This window comes from Bacillus sp. REN3 (assembly GCF_017912555.1).
Taxonomy (GTDB): domain Bacteria; phylum Bacillota; class Bacilli; order Bacillales; family Cytobacillaceae; genus Mesobacillus.
Genome location: NZ_JAERSD010000020.1, coordinates 15,078 through 35,991 on the forward strand (window position 1 = coordinate 15,078; position 20,914 = coordinate 35,991).

Consider the following 20,914-nt stretch of genomic DNA (forward strand, 5'->3'; position numbering starts at 1 on the left):
GAGAGTACTTCATTTGATGACTTGTTTCTTGCGGCAATTGAGGAGCCTTCAAACCGGTTTCTTTTTTATAAAAAGTTGATTGAACTTGAACTGTACGCCATCGGAACGGTTGAAGATGATGAGACTTTGAACTTATAGTACATCGAAGAGGATGGGGAGCCTGTGCTGCCGGTTTTTACGAGCTAAGAGAAGTTCGATGAAATCAACAGGTCAGAGTATCCATATGTAAAAAATATCGGTGGAACCGCTGTTAGAGATGGCGGGGACGGACAATCCCTGGGTTTTGAACCCATTTACCGGCTTGAGCAAGAAAATAATCCGGGAAGAGCTTGAAACTTTGAGGGATGGCCGGATTTTGCGAACAGCTTAAAGACGAGGAGAAAGAACGAATCTTGACTGAACAACTGGAAGAACTTCCTGGAGAGGCAATGGATGTGCTGCGTACATGTCTAAAGAAGTTCCTTTCTGTTAAAAAAGCCTACCTGGTAAACTTGTTTAATCCTGCGGCTGCTGGTCCGGCTTTCCCGCTGATGGCAGTGGAAGTGGATGCCGTGGAAGAAGGTCTGGACGGAGAACTGTTCGGCACTATCGATCATCAGGCAAAGCCGCAAATCGAAGTAATGATACTCGCTGAGACGTTCCCGCTGGCCAACTCTATTGTCGAGCAGGCCACGCCCTTTTATTTTCGTGAATCGGTTGATGAGTTAAGGACAATGTTTGATTAGGAGGTCAACGGGTGTCAAAGATTGAAATTAAAATAAATCAGGTAAAGGCGGCGAACCGGGATTTAGTCCATCTGTCCTCACGCGTGGAGAATGAGGAGAACCGGATTTCTTCCCTTAGGGGGCAGGTTGATGGCAGGATCGCAAGCCGGCGGAACATCGGAAGGAACTTGAGTGAGGCAGCCGCAAAGGCAAGGGTGATTGAGAGAAAGCTGAATAAACTGAATCAATTCGTTGATGCCTCGATGGATTTGTATGTGAAGGCCGATAAGAAGGCGGACCGATTCCGAGAGCCCGAAAAGAAATCGATCTGGGAGAAGACCGCAGGGGGTTTTAAGACAGCGAATGATATAAGGAAAGGGTTCCGCAAGGGAGTGGCAGGGGCCCTTTTTTCAACCGTTGAAGGAATTTGGAACGCCGTCACCCATCCAATCAAGACCGCAAATGGGATCGTCTATGCCATCGGCCATCCCGTGGAAACCGCCAAAAGCATATGGAAATCCATATCCGACTCCTGGAAGAACGACGTCATAAACGGCGATGCCAAAAGCCGTTCTGAATGGTTTGGCCGCGCCGTCGGGGAAGCCGCCCTTGCGATTGTCGGGACCAAAGGCGTCGACAAGGCCGTGAAGGTGGCCAAAGGTGCCAGGGTTGTGAAGGAGGATGGGGGAGCTAGGGTTGTTAGGCCGGAGACTATTGAGAAGAAGGAAAGCGAGAGCAGGGATGGAAAACCTGTGACTCCTGAGAGGAGAGACAGCGGAGCTAGGGTTGAAAAGCGGGAGGTTCCTCAGAGGATAGACGGGAATGGGGGAATTGGGGATAATAGTGGTAAGGATACGGGTAAAAATTCAGAAATTGTGAAATTTACAGAAGAACAACTATCTACCAAACCATCATATTCTAGAGATCCTGAAAAGTGGCAGAAAAAAGGTGGGAAAATCGAAATTAGCGAGGATGGAATATGGACTTATATTGATTGGGAAGTTCCTCCGAATCGAGTTTCTTATCCTGGAGGTTTTCCTGATTTTAAATCTGCGGGGTTGGTAAGACAAGAAGTTCCGATAGGTGAATTTAAAAGATATGACATTGACTTTGCTAAGGCTGACGAATTAGCTCCAAATGGGCCGAAATTAGATGAAAATACGTGGCACCATTATCAAGATTTAACAACAATGCAAGAAATAAATAAAGAGATGCACAGAAGATTTCGACATATGGGTGGAATGTCATTAACTAAGAAGATTAAATAGGAGTGAAAAATATGAATTTAGATGCTTTTGGTAGGGCAACTGAGGAATCGATTGAAGAATTAGAAGAATTAATAGGATTCCCACTTCCAGATGAATATAAAAAGTTTTTGAGTGAATATAACGGAGGAACTTCGAAAGTTAGATATAGTAAATTTTTTGTTGAAGAATTGAATCAGGAAATTCCTTTAGATGTTTTGTATGGTATAGATGTTAAAAGGACTTTTGATTTGAGTGTATGTTTTGAAGAGTTTGAAGAAGATTTATTACCAAATAGTTTAATAATAGGAGATGATCCTGGTTCAGGATTAATTGTACTTATTACAGATGCTGAAAACTATGGTGTATATTATTGGGACCACTCTTTTTATTTTCCGCAATCTAGTGAAGAAGAAAATACGTATAAAATAGCTGATAGTTTTAAGGATTTTATTAATGGATTGAACAATCCGTAATATGCTAAATTTAGTATATTTAAGATAAAAATACAGGGTATAAGAAAATACAAAAAACGTTGGTTAAAGAATAATATTTGCATGTTCAAGATACCCTAAAGCTAAAATTGCCAGAAAGTTAAGAGTGTTTTTTATATAATTATGGGCTGGTTTATATGGTGTAGATATTTTAGGAGTGGCTAAGTCTGATATTGCTACTGTTGTTATTGAAACGGAGAGTTATAGGGATTTAGGAATGGGTGAGAATTTAATAGTTATTGAAGATATAGATGAATATGCCTATTGTTTAGATACAAGCAATATGGTGAATAATGAGTGCCCAGTAATTGCGTGGAATAAGCAAGGAGGACTTGATGACTACAATACGGCAGAAAATTTTTATGAGTTTTTTATCACAAAGGTTATTAGATGCAAAAGAAGCTAGGGAAGAAGATTTTTACGATAGATAAATAGAAAGAAACTCTAAATGAGATTAAAGAAAACCAAAAACTCTTGATGGTTGTACCATCAAGAGTTTTTATTATGATATTTGGGACCAAAGGCATCGACAAGGCTACTAGAAACCCAGCAACACAATTGGAAGTTGGGCGAGAATATAGAGGGTTTGCACGGGGACGGTTCTCCTGGCAACCTCGCTGTCGCGGTTGGCTAAGGGAACAGTAGGGTTGTCACGAGAACCGTCCCTATGAAAACCTCAAACTTAGGAGTGGTTATGATTTATGAGTGTTTCTTTTGATGAGCTTTTGGCTGCGGCTATTGAGAGGGCTTCTGGTCGTTTTCTTTTTTATAGGGCGTTGGTGGAGCTTGAGCTGTTCGTCATTGGTTCTGCGGAGGATGAGGAGACTTTGAACTTGAAGTACATGGAGGAGGATGGGGAGCTGGTGCTGCCTGTTTTTACGAGCCGGGAGAAGTTCGAGGAGACTTTCAAGTCTGAGTATCGATATGTAAGGATTCCGACGGAACTGCTGTTGGAGATGGCAGGGACGGCCATTCCATGGCTGGTGAATCCTTTTACCGGGGTGAGCAAGAAAATCATCCGGGAAGAGCTTGAAACTTTAAAGGATGGCCGGATTTTGCATTATTTTTTCGAATCTGTAAAAAAAGCCTACCTGATAAACCTGTTTGATCCTTGCTGGTCCGGCTTTCCCACTGCTGGCAGTGGAGGTGGAAGCTGTGGAAGAAGGTCTGGTCGGTGAACTGTTCGGCGCTATCGATCATCAGGAAAAGCCGCAGATCGAAGCCATGATTCTCGACGAGGTGTTCCCGCTGGCTAGCTCCATTGTCGAGCATACCAGGCCATTTTATTTTCGTGAGTCGGTTGATGAGTTAAGGACAATGTTTGATTAGGAGGTCGACGGGTGTCAAAAATTGATATTAAAATAAATCAGGTCAAGGCGGCGAACAGGGATTTAGTCCATCTCTCCTCACGGGTGGAGAATGAGGAGAACCGGATTTCTTCCCTTAGAGGGCAGGTTGATGGCAGGATCGCAAGCCGGCCGAACATCGGAAGGAACTTGAGTGAGGCAGCCGCAAAGGCAAGGGTGATTGAGAGAAAGCTGAATAAACTGAATCAATTCGTTGATGCCTCGATGGATTTGTATGTGAAGGCCAATAAGAAGACGGACCGATTCCGAGAGCCCGAAAAGAAATCGATCTGGGAGAAGATCGCAGACGGTTTTAAGACAGCGAATGATATAAGGAAGGGATTCAGGAAGGGAGTTGTAGAGGCTCTTTTTTCAAAAGTTGAAGGTATTTGGAACGCCGTCACCCATCCGGTCAAGACCGCCAAAGGGATTGTCTATGCCATAGGCCATCCCGGGGAAACCGCCAAAAGCATATGGAAATCCATCTCCGACTCCTGGAAGAACGATGTCATCAACGGCGATGCCAAAAGCCGATCCGAATGGTTCGGCCGCTCCGTCGGGGAAGCCGCCCTTGCGATCGTCGGGACCAAAGGCGTTGACAAGGCCGTGAAGATGGCCAAAGGGGCAAGGGTTGTGAAGGAGGATGGCGGAGCTAGGGTCGTCAGGCCGGAGACAATTGAGAAGAAGGATGGCGGGGGCAGGGATGGAAAACCTGTGACTCCTGAGAGGAGAGACAGCGGAGAAAGGGTTGAAAGGCGGGAGGTTCCTCGGATCATAGACGGGAATGGCGGAAATGGGGATAATATCTATAAGGGTCCGGGTAATGATGTACCTCCTTATGGAAGAAAGTCAGTCCCTATAGGGACTCACCGTGAAGTAAATGGTTATCCAGTAAAAGTGAAACCAGGTGCTCAAGAGAAACATATTCCAAATACTCCGAATTACAAACAAGAGCTAGCGAGTGGGAAAAAACAAAAGTATCATCTATGGCGATAATAAAACAGCACAAGAATTGCTTGATAAGTTTTCCGGGAAAGGTCAATTACTACCAAACGGTAAAAAAGAAAGAATAGACTTTGGTAAACCAATTGGAAAATACTTTGATCGGGATACTGGTGAATATCTTGAAACAACAAGAGGAATTATTCATTATGGAAAAGACGGTGCGCACATAGTGCCATCAGAACCATTAAAGAAATAAAAAAAGAGGAGGATGTATATATGGAATACGATCCTTTAATAAAAGCATTAAAAAAGTATAAAAATAATGACCTGATTATAGAGTGGGATAGCGGATTAAGGATTATTGGTGAACCAGACACACTATTTGAAACAGACAATGGATTAGATGATGATGATGTAAATTATTTTGAATATTATGCAGTTACATTTCAAGTAATTGATATTTTAGCACATCCTATTAGTGAAGAAAGTAAATTATATAATTGGCTAATACAAGGGAAAGGTTCATTAGTTGAAATTTCTCTTTATGATGAACCTCCAAGCGACGTTTTTTTATCCGACGGAAAGAGAGTATGGGAAAGGAAAAATTAATACTAGTGCCTATTAATTTATACTTCGACCTTGATTGGCTAGTATGCCTTTCAAGGTTTTTGATTAGAACTTTGCCACCACAGATTGCATATGAGGCTGTAGTATTTTTAAGGAAGGGGCTTTTAAATGAATTTTTATGTAGATGTTCTTAAACAAAATCAATTAATGTACGATTGGAAAACCTTATATGTTGGCTTGAAACTTGGTTTAGTGAATTTTAGTGAAATAACTAATCATGCAATTGAATTTTTAACTAACCATAGTAAGACAAAACCAGCTGGTATAATATTTCCAAGGTGTCCTCATTGTGCATATTTAATAGATGGTTTTTGAATTTATTACGGAGGTTCCCAATAATGACAAATGAGATTTTAACTAAAGATTATGTTATACAGAATGGGATTGATTTTGAAGAAGAATTAGGGTTTGGAGGACCATTTGATCAAGGAATTGTAGAATATACTGATTCTGGTGAAGAAAGATTATTCACTGGCTTAGCTTATGAGTTGTATAAAAACGGTAATATTGAGAGTTACTTTTTTGTAGAAAATGGAGTGAAACAGGGTATCAATGTTACATTTTATCCAAGTGGCAATATAAAAAGAATAAGTAATATGGACAAAGGTGCAGCACATGGATACCAAGTTGAATATTTCGAGAATAAGCTAATAAAATATGAGTCAGAATGTGTTGCTGGGCGTGAAATGAAATATATAAAGTATGATGAAAAAGGAAATATAGTGAAAAAAAGGAACCAAATGAATCAGATCTGAAATATTCAAAAAGATATGAGTAAGAAGTCAAATGAATATAGAAAATTTACAGGCCATACAGAATGAGTTAAAGATTAATATTCAATTAAAGAATGTATTTCAATTGAGCGAAATAACTCTAGTTGCAGGGGTTGAACTCGCTTATTGGAGTGAAGATAAAATTGAATACTGTGTTTGTTGTATTGTAGTTATAGATTATAGAACCAAAGAAATTATTGAGCAGGTCGAGTATACAGGTGAAGTTGATTTTCCATATATCCCCGGATATTTGGCTTTCCGTGAATTGCCATTTATTATAAAAGCGGTTGAACAATTAAAAAACATTTCCGACTTATATATGTTTGATGGAAATGGTTATTTGCATAGCCGTCATATGGGGATTGCAACACATGCTTCGTTTCACTTAGAAAAGCCTACCATAGGGGTTGCAAAGACATATTTAAAGGTAGGAAATATTGATTTTACGATGCCACAAAATATAGTAGGAGCGTATACCGATATTGTTTTAAATGGAGAAGTTTATGGGCGAGCCTTAAGGACAAGAGAGAGTGTTAAACCTATTTTCGTTTCATGTGGAAATTGGATTGATATAGATACTGCGACTCATATAACTATGCATTTTGTAGAGAAAGATAGCCGCCTGCCTATTACTATAAGATATGCAGATTTAGCCACACATGAAGCAAGAAGAAAATATAAAAAGTGAATTTAATATGAACTTGTTTGATCCTGCGGCTGCTGGTCCGGCTTTCCCGCTGATGGCAGTGGAAGTGGATGCAGTGGAAGATGGGGTGGTTCGAGAGTTGTTTGACGCAATAAATCAACATGCCGAGCAGCAAATCGAAGTAATGATACTCGATGAGACGTTCCCGCTGGCCAACTCCATTGTCGAGCACGCCACGCTCTTTTATTTTCGTGAGTCGGTTGATGAGTTAAGGACATTGTTTGATTAGGAGATCGACGGGTGTCAAAGATTGATATAAAAGTGAATCAGGTGAAGGCGGCGGAAATGGATTTGACCAATCTGTCCTCCCGGATTGATTCCCCTTGACAACCTTGACAAGAAATAGGTTTTAAATTATACTAAATTCAAGATATATTAATTCGAGATATTTGTTGAATGGAGGGATAGGGATGCTGGATATTCTAAAAAGGATCAATGAACTTTCTTATAAGAGAAAGAACGCAGGATTGACTGAGATCGAAGTGGGTGAAATGAACAGGTTGCGGAATACGTATCTGCAAATCTTTCGCGGGTCGATGGAGGAATTGCTTTTGAACACGACTGTTGTGGATCCAAAAGGGGCTGATGTAACCCCAAAAAAGTTAAGAAAAGAGCAAGCCAGGAATAGAAAGAAAGCAATCTGGTCGTGACCAGCACAAAGTGATTCCAATGATGGAAGTCACATTATTTTTGAATAAATATCTCGAATTCGAGATAAATAGAGGAGGAAAATTATAATGATGGATTTAGGTCTGTTGATCATAAGATTGGTTATTGGTGTTTTATTTTTTGGACATGGTGCGCAAAAGTTGTTTGGCTGGTTTGGCGGTTATGGTTTAAAGGGGACCGGCGGGTGGTTTGATTCTATCGGCATGAAGCCTGGTGTTACGATGGCACTTTTCGCCGGATTGGCTGAATTTATCGGGGGAATATTATTGGCAGCAGGATTCTTGACGCCGCTGGCGGCGGTCATGATTGCCGGAACGATGCTGATTGCCATCGTGAAAGTGCATGGCCCAAATGGTTTGTGGGCGACTTCCAATGGATATGAATATAACTTAACGTTGATGGCTGTAGCTGTTGGGCTCGCTTTAATTGGTCCTGGAAAATACGCGATAGACGCGATTTTATTCTAATTTATCTTGAAATCGAGGGATGGAGTGGAAACTATGGACAAAAAAACAATGGGAATTCACCATATTTCGGCAATCGTCGGCCATCCGCAGGAAAACGTCGATTTTTACGCAGGTGTATTGGGATTGCGTTTGGTCAAGCAAACGGTCAACTTCGATGATCCTGAAACGTATCACCTCTATTTTGGGAATGAAGGCGGCAGACCTGGAACCATCATCACCTTCTTTCCATGGGCAGGCGCTCGCCAGGGAGTCATTGGCGATGGACAGGTTGGCGTGACATCTTATGTCGTTCCAATGGGTGCAATGGATTTTTGGAAAAGGCGGTTGGAAAAATTCAATGTATCTTTTACGATGATGGAACGTTTTGGAGAACGATATTTGGAGTTTGATGATCCTCATGGTCTTCATCTGGAAATTGTTGAACGAGAAGAAGGGGAAATCAATGAGTGGAGTTTCGGCGAGGTAACACCTGAGGTTGCGATCAAAGGGTTCGGCGGAGCGATGCTTTTGTCGGCTCAGCCCGAAAAAACCGCTGATCTGCTTGAAAAAGTCATGGGCCTTGAACATGTAGGCAAAGAAGGAGACTTCATCCGTTTCCGGTCTCCCGCAGACATCGGAAATGTCATCGACCTGAAATTGACAACGATCGGACGCGGGGTGATGGGGGTTGGAACGGTGCATCACATTGCCTGGAGAGCTGCCGATGATGAGGACCAGTTGGAATGGCAGCAATATGTTGCATCCAATGGATATAGTGTCACACCTGTAAGGGACAGGAACTACTTCAATGCGGTATATTTTAGGGAGCATGGGGAAATCCTTTTCGAAATTGCGACCGATCCTCCAGGGTTTGCACATGACGAATCATCGGAAACCATGGGGGGAAAATTGATGCTGCCTGAGCAGTATGAGCATGATCGGGGACACATCGAAAGAGGATTGATCCCGATTGAAGTAAGAGAATTGGATTGATACGGAGCTTTTTCTGCAGTGGATTTTTGAAGAAGAAAGGGGGATGGAGGAATGCAAAGGACTCTAGGGATCCACCATATAACGGCCATGGTCAACGATGCGCAAAGGAATATTGATTTTTACGCTGGCGTTCTTGCGTTAAGGCTTGTGAAAAAAACGATAAATTTTGACCGTCCGGAAGTGTACCATCTTTATTTTGGCAACGAAACCGGAGATCCAGGTACCGCCATTACCTTTTTTCCCTGGCCAAATCTGCTGAAAGGGCGCATCGGAATCGGCCAGGTCGGGGTGACCAGTTATGTCATTCCAATGGGATCCATTCCCTTTTGGCAAGACCGGTTGAAAAGGTTTGGTGTCAGGTTCATTCAGAATGTCCGGTATGGCGAAAGCTATCTGCAGTTCCAGGATCCAGACGGACTGGAAATCGAGCTGGTCGAACGAAATGAGGGGCCCACGAATACATGGAGCTTTGGAGGGGTTACTCCTGACGTTGCGATCAAAGGCTTTAGCGGGGCCATTTTGATATCCGCCCAGCCCCATAAAACAGCGGAGATTCTCGAAGGAGTCCTCGGATTTGACACTATCGGCCAGGAAGAAAGCTTCCTTAGGTTCAAAGCAATGGCAGAAACCGGCAATACCATTGATATTAAGCTGTCTCCTTCCGTCCGTGGATTGATGGGTGCAGGAACGATTCACCATATCGCATGGAGAGCGAAGGATGACGAGGAGCATAAAAAGTGGAGAGAGCTTCTCGTGGAAAAAGGGTACTACCCAACAGAGATTCTCGACCGCAACTACTTCAAATCGCTGTATTTCCATGAGGGCGGAGGCATCCTTTTTGAAATAGCAACCGATTCACCGGGCTTTACCGTGGATGAATCAATGAATGGCCTCGGTAAAAAATTGATGCTACCATCATGGCTGGAATCAAAAAGAGAAGAATTAGAAGACAAACTGCCAAAGGTGGAAGCTCGGGTACTGGAGGGGGATAAAGAATGAAACATATTTTCAACAAGGGAAAAGGCGCGGAAAAACCGACGCTGTTATTGCTTCATGGCACTGGAGGCAATGAATTGGATCTGCTGCCACTTGCCGGAATGATCGATGATGAGGCATCTGTCTTAAGCGTCCGCGGGAATGTATTGGAAAATGGGATGCCAAGATTCTTCCGCAGATTAGCCGAAGGGGTATTCGATGAAGAAGACCTTATTTTCCGAACGAAGGAATTGAATGATTTCCTTGATGAAGCAGCAGGAAAGTACGGCTTTGATCGAAACAATGTGATGGCTATTGGCTATTCAAATGGAGCAAATATCGCAGCAAGCCTGCTATTCCATTATCCAAACGCCTTGAAAGGAGCGATCCTCCATCATCCCATGGTGCCGAGAAGAGGGATCGACCTGCCGGACCTGACAGGAACTTCCGTATTCATCGCGGCCGGAACAAACGATCCAATCTGTCCGCCACAGGAGTCCGAAGAACTGCAATCCCTGCTGGAAAAAGCAGGTGCAGATGCCGACCTTCATTGGGAAGATAAAGGGCACCAGCTGACACAACAGGAAGCAGAAGCAGCAGCAAAGTGGTACCAGGAAAGGCTTTAATTAATGGAGCATGGGGACGGTTCTTTTGCTTCACGAATTGCAGAAAGGCAATTTCGTGAAGTCGAGAGGGCTGTCTTTTTGTTTCCAAAATTTTTTTGAAATGCTGTTGAAGTAAAAGTTGATGGATTTGGAATAGCTTTATTCGCAACATCGATCATGTGAAGCAAAGGTTCGCCAAGGAACAGTTAAAGCAACCCTCTTTTCTATTTTCCCCTCCCAATGGGACGCAAGAACCGTCCCTGTGTCCCAGGAAAACTTTTTTTATCTTGAATCGTATGATAGATATCTATATTTCGGAGGAGGTTCATATGGAAAACGCAAGTAGCAATACTGAAAGATACATCCAAATTTATTCTGTACTAAAAGAAGAGTTTCGCTGGAAGGTTACCAATCATTCGGTGTTGATGATGGCGGCATCCCTGTATATTTCAACCAATCGCAACTTTGATATGGCAAGATTTGCTGAGCTTGCTGAGTATATAAAAAGCGAATCCCGACTGTTTTCGCCTTTACGGTCTGAATCCCGTTTTATGTTTGCAGCCATGCTCGATACAAGGTTTGAGAACCCTGAAGAGAAGTTTCCTGTCTTGATCAAGGCATATGACGAGCTAGTCTCAGGGGGATTCAGCAAAAATATTTATACTTATATTGCCGCCATGCTTCTGATCACCAAAAATACAGAAGAGATCCAGCTCTATTCAGGCCGGGCACGAGAAATTTACAAGAAGATGAAGGGGGAGCATTGGTTTTTGACAGGTCACAGCGATTATCCGCTTGCCGTCATGCTGGCTCAGGACCCGCGCCAGGCAGATGAACTGATTGCCCGTATGGAAGACCTGTACACCAAGCTTTCCCAAAATGGTTTCCGGAAAGGGAATGACCTGCAAAGCATGAGCCATATCCTCTCATTGCATGAAACCAGATCTGCAGATGACCTGGTGATGGGATCCGCGGAAATAAATGACCGCATGAAGGAAGAAGGAATTAAGCCAAAAACCATGTTCTATCCTCAAATTGCTCTGCTCACATTCATTGAAAGAGGCATCGACAACCTTGCCGAAATAAGAGAAGTATGGGAGCAATTGAATGCAGAGAAGCCATTCAAATGGAAAAAAGACATTAATTTCATGATGGCCGTTACCTTCGTGATCAATGATAAAATCGAGAATTCTCCCCTGCTGCAAGCAAATCTTACTACTACAATCGAAACAATGATACAGGCCCAGCAGGCAGCATCGATTGCAGCGATATCAGGTGCCGTTGCGGCAAATTCTTCAAGCGGGGGAGAATGATTGGTGGAAGAGGGGGCTTCGGGAAAGCCGGAGAAACCTGGTACTTCTGCTGTCTAAGCTTTAATTGAAAAATCTTTTGCTGAATTCATTATCAGATGTAATCCTGCCGCTGAAAAGCTATCATACAGTCGTACCAACATTGCCGTAAGCAGCCTGTTCATGGCATCTGACGACCCCCGCTTTGTGGATGGAGCAGTTATAACAGTTGATGGCAGGCTGGACAGCTGCATGTTAAATATTTGAAGCAGCCCGGGATGTATGGAAACCGTTCCGTTTTTAGGGTGCATATCCTACAATTGGCGAAGAAAGTGGCGTGTAAACTGACATCAGTTTGGCACGCCATTTTTCTGATTTAATGTTAGAAATGGAACGATCAATCTGAATTCATGGCCAAGATATCATGAAGGGGAATCAAAATGGTTATATGCGGCGAAAACTCAAGCAGAAAGAATCAAGGCTTCTGTTTTAAATATTTCGGTTCTCAAATGGTGCATGAGAATCTTCTCGTGTCCCGTAAATAAACGAGATGATAAATCGATAATAAAATATTAAAATAAATAAAATATTTATTGAAAAACGATAAATTTTCAATTAAAATCGGTTTGGAAGATATTTAAGTGAGGTGCTTTTTATGAAACGTGGTTCAACGCTCTTTTTAAAATTGGCTGTATTTTCCATTGGAACTCCAGTTCTCGCTTTGTGTGTGTTTTTATTGCCTAAAATAGCGGATGTCGCAATTCATGAGGCAATGAACGGGGCTTGGTTGGGTTATGTGATGTTAGGACTTCTATTACTTATGTATGGATCGGCTATCCCTTTCTACCTTGCGTTGTATCGGACATTTAAACTTTTAAGCTATATCGACAAGAACCAAGCGTTTTCAGAAATGTCCGTAGAAGCTTTAAAGAAAATAAAAGTCTATGCCATCATTATCAGCGGTTTGTATGTAGCTGCCCTGCCATGTATCTATATCATTGCACAGTGGGATGATGCCCCGGGTCTGGTTTTAATGGGGATGGTCATTATTGGCGCTTCAATAGTTATTGCGGTCTTTGCTGCTGTTCTGCAAAGACTTTTAAAGGAAGCTATTATGATAAAATCAGAAAATGATCTAACGGTCTGAGGTGGAAAAATGGTTATTATCATCAATATTGATGTGATGTTGGCGAAAAGGAAAATGAGTGTGACTGAATTATCAGAGAGGGTAGGAATCACAATGGCTAACCTTTCTATTTTAAAAAATGGAAAAGCGAAAGCAATCAGGTTATCCACTTTGGAGGCGATTTGTAAGGCTTTGGAATGTCAACCCGGGGATAGTTTGGAATACCGGCGTGATGATGGGACCAGCCAATGATCTTAGCGGCAATTGAGTAAAAAGGGGCGTTATGTATGGATTTTTCAATTAAACAGCAACATTCTCGGAAAAAACTTTTAAGGGCGCAAATAAGTGCTGTCATTAAACAGTTATTTCATTTTGGCTGGGAGCAAGCTTTATCATGTTTATTTCCTGTCGTTATTTTTGCCTCTTTGGCTATTACACAAAACATTCCCCTTCCGTTCCTGCCGAGGTATGACTGGCTGCTTATCATCTTCCTTTTGATGCAGTGGTGGTTGGTGCGGTCAGGTCTTGAAACAAAGGATGAACTAAAAGTCATCACACTGTTCCATTTTATTGGCCTTGCTCTTGAAATATTCAAGACACATATGGGATCCTGGTCTTACCCAGAGGAAGGATACTTAAAGCTTTTTGGAGTTCCCTTGTATAGTGGATTCATGTATGCGAGCGTTGCTAGTTATCTGTTTCAGGCGTGGAGAAGATTGAAAGTTGACCTGGTGAAGTGGCCGCCGTTTTTGATAGTGTTCCCGCTTGCTGCTGCGATTTATTTGAATTTCTTCATCCACCATTTTTGGATTGACGTTCGTTGGTGGTTAGCTGGTCTTGTGATGATCGTCTTCTGGCAATCATGGGTCATATTCGAGGTTAATGGAACACGTTACCGTATGCCACTCGCGCTTTCTTTCATGCTTATCGGATTTTTCATATGGATTGCTGAAAATATCGCCACGTTGTTAGGGGCCTGGAAATATCCGAACCAAATCGATGCATGGAGTCTAGTCCATCTTGGAAAGGTTAGTTCGTGGGTCTTATTGGTGATTGTCAGTTTTCTTATAGTGGCAACGTTAAAGCAGGTTAAAGTAAAATCCCCCGGTAGGAACTAAACGTCTCCTCTTCGCATATATTTATAGTTAATAACATTACCAGCATTTCAATCTAAAGCGAGGGGTGATGGCATCATGTTTTCTGTAACGGGAATGCAGGGGTTTCAGTTGTTTTCGGCAGAACACTTGATCACGCTGGGGATTTTCCTTGCAGCCTGTTTTGGCCTTGTTCTTTTTAGGAAGAAGCTGAAGCCACATCAAAAGATATTGAGATGGACGATCTTTTGGACTTTACCGGTATGTGAGGCTTCGGCTCAGTTATGGCTGATTCTAACGGATCAATGGTATGTCGGGAATCTGCCTTTGCATTTGTGTTCAATAAGTTCCTTTCTGGCTATGTACCTATTCTTGAGGAAGAGTGAGAAAGGGTTTTATGTCCTCTATTTTATCGGCACCCTGCCCCCGGTTTTGGCTATGGTTACACCTGAAATGCCATATGTTTTTCCTCATTTTCACTACATTGAATATTTCCTCCACCATTCAGCTATTCCGATTGCCGCCTTATATTTCATTCTCTTTGAGGGTTACCGAGTTCCCCGGAAAGCCATCCTATTCACTTACCTAACCATGAACATCCTCGCTGTTCCGATCTTTTTTCTGAATATCCTGCTTGGTACCAATTTCTTTTACCTGGCAAGTCCGACAGAATCCAAGACCATCCTATCCTTTTTTGGCACTGGGATCAGATATTACCTGAACCTTGAAATGGCTGCTCTGCTTGTATTTTGCATCACTTATGTCCCAATGTGGCAGCTGATCAAATGGGAGTACAAGAAGGGCTTATTAAGTATGTGAATATAGAGTTGTTTTTATAGGAAGGAACGCCATGAAGGGCATTTGATTAGTTGCTTGGGAAGGATTGCTTTCAGGTGATTTTTTCTTATTTCTTACCGTGAAATCAGTGGCATAGACGCATCCGTGCTTCCATGGAACCTTTGAGGTTGACGGCTGACCTAAAACTCCCGCACGTTTACTGGATTATTTTTCCGTATATAAGCCTTAGGGCTGATTGTAAATTAAAGCCTCAGCCTGTTAAGGGATTGTAGGTAATGGCTTATGCTTGATCTATAATCAATTGGAGGCGAAATAAAATGAAAAAAGCTGTGGGGGTCGGATTGGCAGCAATATCTGCTGTCTTATTACTGTCGGGATGCAATAATACGATTTTCGCTAATGGTGAAAGAAATGAAGAAATCGTTGTTAAGAAAGATGGAGCAAAAGAGCTTGAGATTGTTTTAGACTTAGGCGCCGGAAAAATGGACGTGGCAGGCGGTGCCGATGAGTGGGTAAAGGGGAACGCAATCTATAAACCAAAAAAGATTAAGCCTGAAGTTTCCTATAATCTTGACGGGAAAGTTGGCAAGGTGGAAATCGCACAGCAAGACCAAATAAAACTTGGTAAGATGAAGAATGAGTGGGATCTGAAAATAACCGAAGATGTTCCAGTAGACCTTGTCGTAAATGCTGGAGCTTCGGACACAGACCTTGATTTGAAAGGAATTGAGCTTACAAACCTCGAAGTGAACGCAGGTATTGGTGACATAACCGTAGATCTTGGGGGAGATTGGAAAGAAAGCTTTGATGTCCTGATCTCATCGGGAGTAGGAAAGATGGCCGTTATTCTTCCAAAAGATACAGGAGTAAGAATTAAGGCAGAAAAAGGAATCGGCTCGTCGTCCTTTGAAAATTTGATTTCAAAAGGAAATGGAGTATATGTAAATGAAGCCTACGAAGATGCAAAGGTACAGATTGACCTGGAGGCAGAAATAGGTGTAGGCGAAGTAACATTCAAGGCGGAAAAATAACTCCGGAATAAAGGGACGGTTCCAGCATCTTTGTGTAACGCTGGAACCGTCCCTCTGTCTTACACTACGCCTGTTTTTTATGAAATTGAGCTGGATTCGCCAGGGAAGTTTACTATAGGGAACACGGTAGGAAATCCCAATTAAAGAAATTTGATTTGATGATCAAACATCATAATCTTGTACTTTGGGATATTTAATCTCATACATTAATAGATAGATATTGAGTTAAATATAATTTAATTAAATCTAGTTGTATGGTGTGTGATAGTAAAATATTGGTATAATGAAATTGCCAATATATTACTTGAAGAGACAGTTAATCCAATCTCTTATGATTGAGGCATCTTAGAAAATGATTCAAGGTTTTTATAGCAAGAGATGTTAAATGGGAAAGATAATTCCTAACGGCCGATCTTCGAAATACTAAGTGCGAATATGAAGCTCACAAACTTTTACAGGAAGATTCGCACCAAAAAACATCTCCCGATAAAGAACAAATCTGTTATTTTGGCTATTTTTTATTACTTTTAAAATAAAATTATGTTTTTTGCTTAATTAAATGCTAATAGCAGATTGTTTTTAATCAATTAATAGCATAAAACCGCAGTCGCACTCTATGTGAGTGCGTGGATTGAAATTTAACCGCCTGGATAATCTGCGCCCCGTTTTCATCGTCGCACTCTATGTGAGTGCGTGGATTGAAATGCCACGGGCAGCACGGACAGACGGTTCATAGCCAGTCGCACTCTATGTGAGTGCGTGGATTGAAATGTTATCGATGAAAAAACACTTGGTCAATATACGGGGTCGCACTCTATGTGAGTGCGTGGATTGAAATACCTAAAATGCATAAACAACGCTCAAAAAAATGTGTCGCACTCTATGTGAGTGCGTGGATTGAAATATTTCTCGAATTTATTAAGAACATAGACTATTCGAGTCGCACTCTATGTGAGTGCGTGGATTGAAATACCTCTCTTTTATGCAGGTTTTTATGCACCAAATAGTCGCACTCTATGTGAGTGCGTGGATTGAAATAATAGACTCTGATCAGCTTTTAAAAGAGCTCGAGGTCGCACTCTATGTGAGTGCGTGGATTGAAATCGTACCGTGAATCAGCTACGCAAAGCTTTTACGAGTCGCACTCTATGTGAGTGCGTGGATTGAAATTGCCAATACTCTTTGCGACGATATAAACCTTATGGTCGCACTCTATGTGAGTGCGTGGATTGAAATAAAATCTTGACGGAAGCACCACTAGAAAAGCTATTGTCGCACTCTATGTGAGTGCGTGGATTGAAATGCTACGTAGAATTGGAACATTACGTGGCACGGAGTCGCACTCTATGTGAGTGCGTGGATTGAAATGTCACAATAGATAACACACCGATAACAGTACGGCGTCGCACTCTATGTGAGTGCGTGGATTGAAATCTATCGTGTTATCCCATCCCTCAATCACATCTGCGGTCGCACTCTATGTGAGTGCGTGGATTGAAATCATCGTATAGAATCCCGAGACGCCATCCCCGTCGTCGCACTCTATGTGAGTGCGTGGATTGAAATGTTATCGCCGGTACAGGTACGGCAGACTGCCGAATGTCGCACTCTATGTGAGTGCGTGGATTGAAATGATGAACACTATGAGAAAGCGATGCTGAATACAGGTCGCACTCTATGTGAGTGCGTGGATTGAAATATGGCAGCCTGTTTTGTAACATATCCCCTTGTCGGTCGCACTCTATGTGAGTGCGTGGATTGAAATTTTGATTAGGGTGCTGGAAATGGATGTCTTGTACGTCGCACTCTATGTGAGTGCGTGGATTGAAATCAAAGCTATGCAGGACGTCACTGCAGCCCTTCTTGGGTCGCACTCTATGTGAGTGCGTGGATTGAAATGACTTTGCCAGTTCCATTGCACTGGTAGTACCGTCGTCGCACTCTATGTGAGTGCGTGGATTGAAATAAAAAAAGCGCCATTAAAACCCTGGTGAACTTTAGTCGCACTCTATGTGAGTGCGTGGATTGAAATTCTGGATTATTTGTTTGGACGGTCAGAATTACCTGGTCGCACTCTATGTGAGTGCGTGGATTGAAATAATTGGAACAGCTTTGGGTTGTGACTTTTTAACAGTCGCACTCTATGTGAGTGCGTGGATTGAAATAGTAACTGCCATGTCTTTTTCATCTCCCTCATTTAGTCGCACTCTATGTGAGTGCGTGGATTGAAATTCTGATATAGGCTCAAATGTAAATGAATCATAACGTCGCACTCTATGTGAGTGCGTGGATTGAAATACGATTGCGGAATAGATCTAAAATGCGACATAAAGTCGCACTCTATGTGAGTGCGTGGATTGAAATATTGCCAAATGGAATTTACCTGATCCTCAACCAATGTTGCTAAGCACTCCTTAGGGTCCGTGAATTAAAAAAGTAAGAAACGTGAGAAGGGGAGAACAAAAATGTCTTATATCGCTCATATTCGTGCAAGCGATGGGAAGATTCAAACTGTCAAAGAGCATTTACTAGGGGTAATGACTCTTGCGGAATCTTTTGGAGAAAGCATTGGGATCAAGCATATCTCAGGGCTTGCTGGTTTGCTCCATGATTTAGGGAAGTATTCTGAGGAGTTTAGAGAGTACATCTTGGCAGCTGTTAACAATCCGGATGAAGCTCCTAGAAGGGGAAGTGTCGATCACTCTACGGCTGGAGGAAAACTACTGTATGATTTTTTTCATTCTGATTTATCGAATCCTTATAAGGTGATCTTGGCTGAAATTGTTGGAAATGCGATTATTTCTCATCATAGCTATTTGCAGGATTTTCTGAGTCCAGAATTGGAATCGAATTATTTAAAGAGGGTGAAGGATAAAGACATTCCTGGATTTAATACAACAGTTAATTTGTTTTTTGAACACGTTATGGATGAACAAGAATTCCACCTATATGTGGAAAAGGCTGTCTATGAACTTGAAGCGTACTTGCCCAAAAAGCGAATCGAAGAAGAATTAATGTTCTTGAGCAAATTCATTTTTAGCTCATTGATTGATGCAGATAGGACGAACACAAGACTTTTTGAGGAAAATCAATTGGTTGAAAATAAGAATGATCACCAGGATCTTTTCGAAACGTATTATTCTAGATTAATGGATAAAATAAAGACCTTTGATTCTAACCCGGGTTCCAACCATCCAATCAATCAACTTAGGAAGGAAATGTCTGCCCAATGTGATCTTTTTGCAGAGCGGCCGTCAGGCATTTACACATTGTCCATACCTACTGGAGGAGGCAAAACGCTTGCAAGCTTCAGATATGCGATAAAACATGCGAAATTATATAGAAAAAAGAGAATCGTTTATGTCATTCCCTTTACCACAATCATTGAACAAAATGCTGAAGAGATCAGAAGTATCACAAGAGACCCTTCAAATCTGTTAGAGCATCATTCTAATATCGTGGAGGATCTGGATGAAAATGATGAGTTATTAGATGGCGGGATGAGTACCCTGCAGAAATTGAAACTTGCTAAGGATAACTGGGATAGCCCAATTATTTTCACAACGATGGTTCAGTTTTTGAATGTATTTTACGCAAAAGGCAGCCGAAATATCAGAAGGCTTCATAACCTTAGTGAGACCGTCATTATTTTTGACGAAGTACAAAAAGTGCCTACAGCCTGTGTTTCTTTGTTTAACCAGGCTTTAAACTATCTGAAAACCCATGCAAAGTCGAGCATTGTACTCTGCACTGCCACGCAGCCAGCATTGGAGTATGTGGAACATAAATTAGAAATCAGCGCCGATCAAGAAATGATTCCTGAACTTGATTACATATTTGAATCGTTCAAGCGAGTTAACATTATTGATAAATCTACAAGAGAATCATTCAACACCGAAAAACTCACAGGTTTTATTATTGAAAAAATGAATGAAATCAATAGCATTCTGGTTGTTTTGAATACAAAAACGGTCGTTAAGGATTTATACAACTCCTTGAAGGAGCAGTTGGATAGCATTCCTGTATTCCATTTGAGCACAACGATGTGTGCAGCTCATCGAAAGGAGATTTTAACGCAAGTAAGAAAGCATTTGGCATTAGGAGAAAAGATTATTTGCGTGAGCACGCAGCTGATCGAAGCTGGTGTGGACGTCAGCTTTGAATGTGTGATCCGGTCACTTGCTGGGCTGGACTCTATTGCCCAGGCGGCTGGACGCTGCAACAGGCATGGAGAAAAACCGAAACAGAGAGTCTATCTCATTGACCATGAAGGTGAAAATCTGAAGCATTTAAATGAAATAAGATTAGGAAAAGAAATTTCTAAAAAAATCCTGGTCGATTTAGCACGGAATCCAAATGAATATGGAGGTAATATCCTTTCAAAACAGGCGATGGATAAATATTTCAGGGAGTTTTATAGTGAATTAAAATCAAATTTGAATTACAGTATTCCCAAGTTGAACACCAACATGACGGATCTCCTTACAGTTTCAAGGAATCAAAATACGTATCGGCATGCCTATTTTCATAAAAACGATAAAAGGGACATACCATTGTTCCTTGTAAACAGTTACAAAACCGCGGCAGAAAACTTTAAGGTAATTGATCAAATGACGACTTCTGTAATCGTACCTTTTGGAGAGGGTAAGGAGATTATTGCTGATTTTAACGGAAGTGAAAGGATAGAGGATTTATCTCTCTTACTTCGAAGATCTCAGCAATATACGATTAATTTGTTTGAGCATGAAAAAAGAAAATTAACTCAAAATCAAGGACTTATTTCATTGATGGAAGGGAAAGTATTGGCTTTGGCAGATAGTGCCTATAACCAAGAATATGGTCTTAACCTCGAGAATGACAATGATCTAAGCTTTAGCTTCATTTAAAAAACCTATCTTAAAGATAGGTTTTTTAATAATATAGTATATTTTTCAATCCGCGCGTTAGATAGCGACAATATATTATATCACATGAAATTTTAAAGTTCATATATTATATAATTATTGAAATAGCAAAAAAATACTAGTAAAATATAACTATGTAAATATT

General features: G+C 41.5%; 21 protein-coding genes, 3 pseudogenes and 1 CRISPR repeat array. All 24 genes and pseudogenes read left to right on the forward strand.

Annotated elements, in window-relative coordinates:
* Positions 1-392: 392 nt before the first annotated feature.
* Positions 393-725 (forward strand): enhanced serine sensitivity protein SseB C-terminal domain-containing protein, encoded by a 333-nt coding sequence (locus tag JJQ88_RS16000; protein WP_210367045.1) that lies wholly within the window; start codon positions 393-395, stop codon positions 723-725.
* Positions 726-1,579: 854 nt separating this feature from the next.
* Positions 1,580-1,972 carry an HNH endonuclease gene (locus JJQ88_RS21705; protein WP_210367095.1) on the forward strand — a complete coding sequence of 131 codons (393 nt, stop codon included), beginning with the start codon at positions 1,580-1,582 and terminating at the stop codon, positions 1,970-1,972.
* Positions 1,973-1,983: 11 nt separating this feature from the next.
* Positions 1,984-2,424, forward strand: a complete 441-nt coding sequence (locus tag JJQ88_RS16010) for an SMI1/KNR4 family protein (RefSeq protein ID WP_210367046.1) — start codon at positions 1,984-1,986, stop codon at positions 2,422-2,424.
* Between the two features lie 80 nt (positions 2,425-2,504).
* A pseudogene (locus tag JJQ88_RS21710) lies at positions 2,505-2,873 on the forward strand (SMI1/KNR4 family protein); the annotation flags it as partial.
* Between the two features lie 270 nt (positions 2,874-3,143).
* A complete protein-coding gene (locus tag JJQ88_RS16020; RefSeq protein WP_210367047.1) occupies positions 3,144-3,620 on the forward strand; it encodes an SseB family protein in 477 nt (158 codons plus the stop codon).
* The gene (locus JJQ88_RS16025) at positions 3,598-3,771 is read left to right on the forward strand and encodes a hypothetical protein (RefSeq protein WP_210367048.1); all 174 of its coding nucleotides are present in this window, start codon (positions 3,598-3,600) and stop codon (positions 3,769-3,771) included. Before JJQ88_RS16020 ends, JJQ88_RS16025 begins: the two co-directional genes overlap by 23 nt.
* Positions 3,772-4,589: 818 nt before the next feature.
* Positions 4,590-4,989: pseudogene (locus tag JJQ88_RS21715) on the forward strand (polymorphic toxin type 50 domain-containing protein); the annotation flags it as partial.
* A gap of 20 nt (positions 4,990-5,009) precedes the next feature.
* Positions 5,010-5,342: a hypothetical protein gene (locus JJQ88_RS16035; RefSeq protein ID WP_210367049.1), complete on the forward strand. Its 333-nt coding sequence runs from the start codon at positions 5,010-5,012 to the stop codon at positions 5,340-5,342.
* Positions 5,343-5,468: 126 nt separating this feature from the next.
* Entirely contained in the window at positions 5,469-5,675 is a 207-nt protein-coding gene (locus JJQ88_RS16040) for a DUF2247 family protein (protein WP_210367050.1), read from the forward strand.
* 23 nt (positions 5,676-5,698) lie between these two features.
* A pseudogene (locus JJQ88_RS16045) lies at positions 5,699-6,138 on the forward strand (toxin-antitoxin system YwqK family antitoxin).
* An 8-nt stretch (positions 6,139-6,146) separates the two neighbouring features.
* Positions 6,147-6,821, forward strand: a complete 675-nt coding sequence (locus tag JJQ88_RS16050) for an endonuclease V (protein WP_210367051.1) — start codon at positions 6,147-6,149, stop codon at positions 6,819-6,821.
* Positions 6,793-7,068, forward strand: coding sequence for an enhanced serine sensitivity protein SseB C-terminal domain-containing protein (locus tag JJQ88_RS16055; RefSeq protein ID WP_210367052.1), 276 nt, complete (start codon positions 6,793-6,795; stop codon positions 7,066-7,068). The genes JJQ88_RS16050 and JJQ88_RS16055 overlap by 29 nt, the downstream gene beginning before the upstream one ends.
* A 181-nt stretch (positions 7,069-7,249) precedes the next feature.
* On the forward strand, positions 7,250-7,489 hold the full coding sequence (locus JJQ88_RS16060; protein ID WP_210367053.1) for a DUF896 domain-containing protein: 240 nt from the start codon (positions 7,250-7,252) through the stop codon (positions 7,487-7,489).
* An 87-nt stretch (positions 7,490-7,576) separates the two neighbouring features.
* Positions 7,577-7,975, forward strand: a complete 399-nt coding sequence (locus JJQ88_RS16065) for a DoxX family protein (protein WP_210367054.1) — start codon at positions 7,577-7,579, stop codon at positions 7,973-7,975.
* Between the two features lie 33 nt (positions 7,976-8,008).
* Positions 8,009-8,947, forward strand: a complete 939-nt coding sequence (locus JJQ88_RS16070; protein ID WP_210367055.1) for a ring-cleaving dioxygenase — start codon at positions 8,009-8,011, stop codon at positions 8,945-8,947.
* A 51-nt stretch (positions 8,948-8,998) separates the two neighbouring features.
* Positions 8,999-9,946: a ring-cleaving dioxygenase gene (locus JJQ88_RS16075; RefSeq protein WP_210367056.1), complete on the forward strand. Its 948-nt coding sequence runs from the start codon at positions 8,999-9,001 to the stop codon at positions 9,944-9,946.
* The gene (locus tag JJQ88_RS16080) at positions 9,943-10,548 is read left to right on the forward strand and encodes an alpha/beta hydrolase (RefSeq protein WP_210367057.1); all 606 of its coding nucleotides are present in this window, start codon (positions 9,943-9,945) and stop codon (positions 10,546-10,548) included. The genes JJQ88_RS16075 and JJQ88_RS16080 overlap by 4 nt, the downstream gene beginning before the upstream one ends.
* Positions 10,549-10,856: 308 nt before the next feature.
* Entirely contained in the window at positions 10,857-11,840 is a 984-nt protein-coding gene (locus JJQ88_RS16085) for a DUF4003 family protein (RefSeq protein ID WP_210367058.1), read from the forward strand.
* 631 nt (positions 11,841-12,471) lie between these two features.
* A complete protein-coding gene (locus JJQ88_RS16090; protein ID WP_210367059.1) occupies positions 12,472-12,963 on the forward strand; it encodes a DUF2975 domain-containing protein in 492 nt (163 codons plus the stop codon).
* 9 nt (positions 12,964-12,972) lie between these two features.
* On the forward strand, positions 12,973-13,194 hold the full coding sequence (locus JJQ88_RS16095; RefSeq protein ID WP_210367060.1) for a helix-turn-helix domain-containing protein: 222 nt from the start codon (positions 12,973-12,975) through the stop codon (positions 13,192-13,194).
* A gap of 35 nt (positions 13,195-13,229) precedes the next feature.
* On the forward strand, positions 13,230-14,060 hold the full coding sequence (locus tag JJQ88_RS16100; protein ID WP_210367061.1) for a DUF817 domain-containing protein: 831 nt from the start codon (positions 13,230-13,232) through the stop codon (positions 14,058-14,060).
* A 75-nt stretch (positions 14,061-14,135) separates the two neighbouring features.
* Positions 14,136-14,855, forward strand: a complete 720-nt coding sequence (locus tag JJQ88_RS16105; RefSeq protein ID WP_210367062.1) for a YwaF family protein — start codon at positions 14,136-14,138, stop codon at positions 14,853-14,855.
* A 296-nt stretch (positions 14,856-15,151) separates the two neighbouring features.
* Positions 15,152-15,865, forward strand: coding sequence for a toast rack family protein (locus tag JJQ88_RS16110; RefSeq protein ID WP_210367063.1), 714 nt, complete (start codon positions 15,152-15,154; stop codon positions 15,863-15,865).
* 606 nt (positions 15,866-16,471) lie between these two features.
* Positions 16,472-18,229: direct repeats of the CRISPR family, unit length 32 nt; unit sequence GTCGCACTCTATGTGAGTGCGTGGATTGAAAT.
* 101 nt (positions 18,230-18,330) lie between these two features.
* Positions 18,331-20,751, forward strand: a complete 2,421-nt coding sequence (cas3, locus tag JJQ88_RS16115; RefSeq protein WP_210367064.1) for a CRISPR-associated helicase Cas3' — start codon at positions 18,331-18,333, stop codon at positions 20,749-20,751.
* Positions 20,752-20,914 lie beyond the last annotated feature (163 nt).

Excerpts from the sequence above, each read along its gene's own strand:
- JJQ88_RS16010 (WP_210367046.1), top strand. The coding sequence starts at position 1,984 with ATGAATTTAGATGCTTTTGGTAGGGCAACTGAGGAATCGATTGAAGAA.
- JJQ88_RS16020 (WP_210367047.1), top strand. The coding sequence starts at position 3,144 with ATGAGTGTTTCTTTTGATGAGCTTTTGGCTGCGGCTATTGAGAGGGCT.
- JJQ88_RS16035 (WP_210367049.1), top strand. The coding sequence starts at position 5,010 with ATGGAATACGATCCTTTAATAAAAGCATTAAAAAAGTATAAAAATAAT.
- JJQ88_RS16040 (WP_210367050.1), top strand. The coding sequence starts at position 5,469 with ATGAATTTTTATGTAGATGTTCTTAAACAAAATCAATTAATGTACGAT.
- JJQ88_RS16050 (WP_210367051.1), top strand. The coding sequence starts at position 6,147 with ATGAATATAGAAAATTTACAGGCCATACAGAATGAGTTAAAGATTAAT.
- JJQ88_RS16055 (WP_210367052.1), top strand. The coding sequence starts at position 6,793 with ATGAAGCAAGAAGAAAATATAAAAAGTGAATTTAATATGAACTTGTTT.
- JJQ88_RS16060 (WP_210367053.1), top strand. The coding sequence starts at position 7,250 with ATGCTGGATATTCTAAAAAGGATCAATGAACTTTCTTATAAGAGAAAG.
- JJQ88_RS16065 (WP_210367054.1), top strand. The coding sequence starts at position 7,577 with ATGATGGATTTAGGTCTGTTGATCATAAGATTGGTTATTGGTGTTTTA.
- JJQ88_RS16070 (WP_210367055.1), top strand. The coding sequence starts at position 8,009 with ATGGACAAAAAAACAATGGGAATTCACCATATTTCGGCAATCGTCGGC.
- JJQ88_RS16075 (WP_210367056.1), top strand. The coding sequence starts at position 8,999 with ATGCAAAGGACTCTAGGGATCCACCATATAACGGCCATGGTCAACGAT.
- JJQ88_RS16080 (WP_210367057.1), top strand. The coding sequence starts at position 9,943 with ATGAAACATATTTTCAACAAGGGAAAAGGCGCGGAAAAACCGACGCTG.
- JJQ88_RS16085 (WP_210367058.1), top strand. The coding sequence starts at position 10,857 with ATGGAAAACGCAAGTAGCAATACTGAAAGATACATCCAAATTTATTCT.
- JJQ88_RS16090 (WP_210367059.1), top strand. The coding sequence starts at position 12,472 with ATGAAACGTGGTTCAACGCTCTTTTTAAAATTGGCTGTATTTTCCATT.
- JJQ88_RS16095 (WP_210367060.1), top strand. The coding sequence starts at position 12,973 with ATGGTTATTATCATCAATATTGATGTGATGTTGGCGAAAAGGAAAATG.
- JJQ88_RS16100 (WP_210367061.1), top strand. The coding sequence starts at position 13,230 with ATGGATTTTTCAATTAAACAGCAACATTCTCGGAAAAAACTTTTAAGG.
- JJQ88_RS16105 (WP_210367062.1), top strand. The coding sequence starts at position 14,136 with ATGTTTTCTGTAACGGGAATGCAGGGGTTTCAGTTGTTTTCGGCAGAA.
- JJQ88_RS16110 (WP_210367063.1), top strand. The coding sequence starts at position 15,152 with ATGAAAAAAGCTGTGGGGGTCGGATTGGCAGCAATATCTGCTGTCTTA.
- cas3 (WP_210367064.1), top strand. The coding sequence starts at position 18,331 with ATGTCTTATATCGCTCATATTCGTGCAAGCGATGGGAAGATTCAAACT.